General features: G+C 52.4%; 3 protein-coding genes and 2 pseudogenes. 3 read left to right on the top strand and 2 right to left on the bottom strand.

The window, feature by feature from the left end; all coding sequences use genetic code 11:
* Positions 1 to 183: pseudogene (locus VB712_RS10725) on the top strand (hypothetical protein); the annotation flags it as partial.
* Between the two features lie 26 nt (positions 184 to 209).
* On the top strand, positions 210 to 737 hold the full coding sequence (locus VB712_RS10720; RefSeq protein WP_416236320.1) for a hypothetical protein: 528 nt from the start codon (positions 210 to 212) through the stop codon (positions 735 to 737).
* On the opposite strand, the gene VB712_RS10715 is transcribed toward VB712_RS10720, so the two are convergent.
* Both VB712_RS10715 and VB712_RS10710 read right to left on the bottom strand, forming a co-directional pair.
* On the bottom strand, positions 681 to 1,064 hold the full coding sequence (locus tag VB712_RS10715) for a hypothetical protein (protein ID WP_323254554.1): 384 nt from the start codon (positions 1,062 to 1,064) through the stop codon (positions 681 to 683). The genes VB712_RS10720 and VB712_RS10715 overlap by 57 nt on opposite strands.
* A 29-nt stretch (positions 1,065 to 1,093) precedes the next feature.
* Positions 1,094 to 5,425, bottom strand: a complete 4,332-nt coding sequence (locus VB712_RS10710; RefSeq protein WP_323254553.1) for an eIF2A-related protein — start codon at positions 5,423 to 5,425, stop codon at positions 1,094 to 1,096.
* A gap of 129 nt (positions 5,426 to 5,554) precedes the next feature.
* Between VB712_RS10710 and VB712_RS10705 the strand changes: the two are divergent.
* Positions 5,555 to 5,766, top strand: a pseudogene (locus tag VB712_RS10705) (IS5/IS1182 family transposase); the annotation flags it as partial.

The raw sequence follows: 5,766 nt of genomic DNA, 5'->3' as shown, positions 1-5,766 counted from the left end.
TTTGGTGGTCAAGGTAAAGATCCTTTATGGCAAATTGATGACGGTTTTATCGTGGGGGATTTACAGGCTGTCCAAGATGGTTCAACCCACGTTAGTATTATGCCAAGGGTGACAATGGCTCTAGAGAAGTATGAAGCGGCCTTAGCAAGCACTCAAAAGTATTGGCAAAGAGTTAATGAGTGAGATGTTTAAAACAGGAGGCTATGGATATGGCATGGGCATTTAGTTTGTCGGCAGAATGTGGTTCTGATGAGCGTGATGCTCGTCAATTTGCAGAATATTTTGAGGGAATATCGTACTTGCTATCTAATGGTTATGAGTGCAAATGTTGCACAGATCTATTCCAAGATCTGGAGGAAAATTGGTGGTGTCGGGTTGGGTTTAAGGCTTTGAGTGAAGTGGGGATAGAGAGTGCTGAAAGTGCCTATTTAATGACGGAGTTAGGAATTTTGCTCTATCAGTCTTTACAGTTTGCTAGGACTTTCCGTTATGCGTTGGTTGGTGTTGAGGTGGATGAGTTCAGAACTTACAGCGAACTGATGGAGGAGTTATCTAGTTTATTGATTCCGGGATTAGTTGTAGCCCGGTCTTTTGAGCAAGAGTTGGGGATATTATCGAGATTTCGCGCTTTCAGTGCTGATTATATTTGGCAACCTTACGGGGGAGAGGTTTACAATCCATTAATGGTGTCGCCAATTTTGAAGAATAAGCTTGATGAACTTTTGGCTGTGGGTTAAGTGAGGACGATGGGTGAGGCTAGATTCAAGCAGGTTAATGTGTTGTTGTAGGGTGTTGTGCATTTCGTGGTAGGCGTTCCATTCTATGAAGTCGAGATCGTCACTAAGTTGCCCTTGATGGAATTGTTGGTAAAGTTCTGAGGATGACATTTGATGACGTTGTTCGAGTTGTTGGATGTCGGTTTGGAGTTCTGCCTGTTGTTGTTTGAGGGTGAGGAGTTCTTGTTGGATGATTTTGGTGAGGGTGTTTTCTAGGGTGGGGTTGGATTGTCCTTGTTGGTAGAGGGTTTCGAGGATTTTGAGTTGGGTGATGATTTGGGAAGGCATGAGGATATTCTGTTTTAGTTCTTAGTTTATTAGGCTTTAGTTTTGCTCCACACGCGCCGCTCACAGGCGGCTTTGGCAGATTGGGCAATTTCTACAAAATTCGTATCACCAAAATCTGCGGGGGTTTTTAAAATAGGGTGGAATTGAAGGCGGTTACAAGCTACGGTTAATAGCCCTGGCCAAGATCCATGCCATAACCGCACCCCATCACTACCCCCTGTCACAATGTGCTGCCCATCAGGACTCCATGCTACTGAAGAAACCCCATTTGTATGGCCCCACTCCTTTCCGATAATATTGCCGTCCCTATCCCACATTTGCACTGTGCCATTATCATTCCCTGTCACGATGCGCTGCCCATCGGGACTCCATGCTACTGAATTCACCCCGCGATCATCGCCATACCAAAGTTCCCCAACTGACTTCATCCCCCCCTCATGACTTTGCCAGGGTTCACCAATGGCATTTCCCTTTCTATCCCATAGCCGCACCGTGTCATCATCACCCCCCGTCACAACCCTTTGCCCATCGGGACTCCACGCAACTGCATTTACACTGTTCTCATGACCTCGCCAGGGTTCACCAATGGCATTTCCCTTTCTATCCCACAGCCGCACCGTACCATCAAACCCTCCTGTTACAATGCGCTGTCCATCAGGACTCCACGCCACTGCATTTACGCGGCTTTCATGACCTGACCAGGATTCACCGATAGCATTACCCTCCCTATCCCACAATTGCACCGTGCCATCATCACCACCCGTTACGATGTGCTGTCCATCAGGACTCCACGCCAGTGAACTCACCATGCTATGACCACTCTGCCAAGCTTCACCGATGGTATTGCCTTCCCCATCCCACAACTGCACCATAGTATCGTTGCCTGACACAATGCGCTGCCCATCAGGACTCCATGCTACTACATCTACACGCTTCACTGGATTCTCCCATTCACCAATAACGTTACCCTCCCTATCCCATAGCCGCACTATGCCATAACCATCCCCAGTCACGACCCGCTGCCCATCGGGACTCCATGCGACTGAAAGCACAAGATTCTCACGACCTCGCCAGCGTTCACCAATAGTATTACTGTCCCCTCCCCATCGCTGCATTATGTATTCGGGAGTCCACATCGCTGAATTTACACTCTTCTCATGACCTCGCCAGGTTTCACCGATGGCATTGCCCTCTCCATCCCACAGCCGCACTATGCCATCATCACCCCCCGTTACAATGCGCTGCCCATCGGAACTCCACGCTATTGAATTCACTGCGCCATGACCAGTCTTCCAGGGTTCACCAATGGCATTGCCCTCCCTATCCCACAACCGCACCGTGCTATCCTCACTGCCTGACACGACCCACCGCCCATTGGGACTCCACGCTACTGAACTCACTGCCCACCCATGGCCTTGCCAGGGTTCACCAATAGCATTGCCCTCCCTATCCCACAACCGCAGTATGCCATCAGTAGCCCCCGTCACCACCCACTGCCCATCAGGACTCCACGCCACTGAAGTAACAATAGCATCTGATTCATTGTGCCAAGGTTCACCGATAGCATTACCATCCTTATCCCACAGTCGCACTGTACCATTATCACCCCCCGTTACAACCTGCTGACCATCGGGACTCCATGCTACTGAATCCACGCCGTTCTCATCAACTCGCCAGGGTTCACCAATAATATTGCCGTCACTATCCCAGAGTCGCACTGTGCCATAAATATCTCCCGTCAAGACCCGCTGCCCATCAGGACTCCATGCCACTAACTTCACCGGGCCTGTATGACCTTGCCAAGGTTCACCAATGGCATTGCCATCCCTATCCCACAACTGTACCCAATTGCCAGTACTGTCTGTCACAACCCTTTGCCCATCGGGACTCCACGAAACTGCACGTACACCATTTTCATCAACTTGCCAAGGTTCACCAATGGCATTGCCATCCCTATCCCACAGTCGCACTGTGCCATCTTCACCCCCTGTCAAAATCCTCTGTCCATCAGGACTCCATGCCACTGAGTTCACCCAACCCTTATGACCCTGCCATTGATTTCGCTCGCGACTGTGAATAAGGGCCGTCAGTAAACCAGATTGGGCTGCGCTTTGGAGTTGCCATTGATTGCGGTGGCCTAAACTGAGGTCTAATGCGTAGATACCCCGGACTAAGCCTTCTGGGCCATGGGGTGTGGTTGTTAATCTAGCTGAGGTAAGTGCTTGGGCATAGATTAACTGCCGTTGTGCATCTCGCATTTGCAGCCAAGAAAACCCGGAAAAAGCTAACAACACCGTCACCGCCGTTGTCCCCAACCCCCAACGGACATACTTCTGTCGTCGTGCCCGCCGTAAACTGGCCTCAACAAACATTCGTATCTCCATCGTCACCATCTCCCCCCCCTCACCCACAAACTCCACCGCCTCCCCCAACCGGAACCCCTGCAATAAGAAATCTTCCGCCGCCTGCTTGCCACCCCGCCGCCGCCACTCCTGCGCTGCCTCCTCCAACCGCCGCGCCTTCTGCAAAGTCGCCCGGCTTTCATTAATCCAAACCCGTAACCGTAACCAATAGCGGATCAAAGCTTCATGGGCAATATCTACTACATCTACCTTCCTATCACTATCACCCTGCTCCCGCTGTGACACCACCACCAACCGCGCCCCCACCAACTGATCCAATACCCCATACACCAACTTCTTCCCCAACGACCACCGCAAAAACACACCCTTCTCCACCTGGCGGCGCGTGTCCTCCGTCCCCTCCCCCAACTGCGTCAACTCCAGGAAAATCCGCCGCGCCACCCCCTTCTCCTCCTCAGACAAATCACCATACACCCCATTGGCATGATTCTCCAACGCCCTCGTCACCCCACCCAACCGCGTATAATCCACCAACCGCAACCGATTCAGCGTCTTCAACTTCCATAACTGCGTCAACGCATACTGCATCAACGGCAAACTCCCCGGCGACCCCGCCACATCCGCCACCATCTGCGTCACCAACTCCCGATCAATCTCCACCCCCACCCGTTCCGCCGGATAAACGATCGCCTCCCGTAACTCCCCCTCCTCCATCGGCAACACCGTCACCAAATGCTGCTCCATCCGCTTCGCCAACCCCCCATAGGGCCGCTCCGCACACTTGCCAAAAAAGTCCGCCCGCATCACCACCAATAAACACAACTTACCCGCCAACCGCTCCACCGCCCCCAACAACCCCCCCAAAAACCGTTGCCGCTCCCCCTCATCCCGACAAAGCGTAAACACCTCCTCAAACTGATCAATCACAACGATCGCCCGCTCCGTCGCCGCCGCCCGCATTACCCCCTCCAACTGCTCCAACTCCACCCCCAACGCCTGCCGCAAACTCCTGAGGGGATGATCCCCCGGCGTAAACGGCGCGTAAATCGTCCACCGCCGCCCCTGGCTCCCCAACCGATGCAACAACCCCGCCCGCACCACCGAAGACTTCCCACTCCCCGACATCCCCAACACCGCCAAAAACGAGCCAGCCTCCACCCGTTTCACCAACTCCTTTGTTAACCCCGTCCGCCCAAAGAAATACTGCGGATCATCCCCCCGAAAATCAAAATAAGCCAACCCCTTATAGGGGCAAACATGATCCCTCACCCCCCGCTGTGTCGTCAGCAGAATTTCCCCCCCCGGATTGCGAATCATCGGATGGTGGGGGGCATCCTTCATCGCCTCCTCTAAAAAAGCCCCTAAACTGACATTGCTCACCACCCCATCCGGCTGATTTTCCGGATCTAAACCCGCCAACAACCTCGGCGTAAACACACCACTCACCGACGGCTCAAACTCCCGCGAAGCCGCCATAAAACAGCGATCCTGCTGCTTCTCAAAAAAGGTCAACAAATCCTGATCCGCAAAATCAAACAACGCCCCACTATGGCAACAATCCAACCAAACAAGCTGTTGCCGCACCTTGCTCTTTTCTAAAACCTGACGTAACCATTGCAGCGATAAACCGCGATCGCCCACCTCTGGACAGGAATCACTGGTCATCAAATACCCTTGACTCTGCCCCTCTACAACTTCCTGTAAACCATGGCCTGCAAAATAAAATAAAGCTGTTTCAGGAATCTCCCCCGTCTCAGGCACAAATAACCGAAGAATCGCCTCCCCCAATTCCTTTTTGCGAACTTGCCCCTTCGGATCAATCCGCTGCTCACCCTCCACCGCCGGCAACCGATACACCTCAAAATCGCCGCGATCGCGCAGCAGATTCGCCAGTTGATCCGCCTCCGTTGCCGCCGTGGTTAGGTGTTGCGGCCTATCCTGATCATCCAGCAAATCAGGATAGCGGTTAATGCCAACGACGAGAGCGACGCGCTTCATGGGATGACTCCAGGTCTACAACTTGGGAACGATGCCTAGGATTATAGAGCACATCGAAAAAAAGAAAAAACTGAGCCCCCAGGGAAAAATGTGAGAGGCTAGAGGAGGAAGACTCAGGGAGAAAAGCTCATGGCAAAAGGATTTGGTCCAATCAAGCGCCGCCGAAAAAACCTCGAAACGTCAATGGACAGACTGAGTGTACTCGATACACTCATCCCGTGGAATATCTTTGGGGAGTCCTTGGCGCAACTAGAGATCAAGGAGCGCAAGAGCCGAGCGGGGCGCAAGCCTATCGACCGATTGCAGTTGTTTAAGATGCTCATCCTCCAGCAACTGTATAA

Source organism: Spirulina sp. CCNP1310, from assembly GCF_034932185.1.
GTDB lineage: Bacteria > Cyanobacteriota > Cyanobacteriia > Cyanobacteriales > Spirulinaceae > Spirulina.
This window is presented reverse-complemented; position numbering and strand designations above follow the sequence as displayed.

Bases quoted from the DNA above. Each gene is read 5' to 3' on its own strand.
- VB712_RS10720 (WP_416236320.1), top strand. From the start codon at position 210: ATGGCATGGGCATTTAGTTTGTCGGCAGAATGTGGTTCTGATGAGCGT.
- VB712_RS10715 (WP_323254554.1), bottom strand. From the start codon at position 1,064: ATGCCTTCCCAAATCATCACCCAACTCAAAATCCTCGAAACCCTCTAC.
- VB712_RS10710 (WP_323254553.1), bottom strand. From the start codon at position 5,425: ATGAAGCGCGTCGCTCTCGTCGTTGGCATTAACCGCTATCCTGATTTG.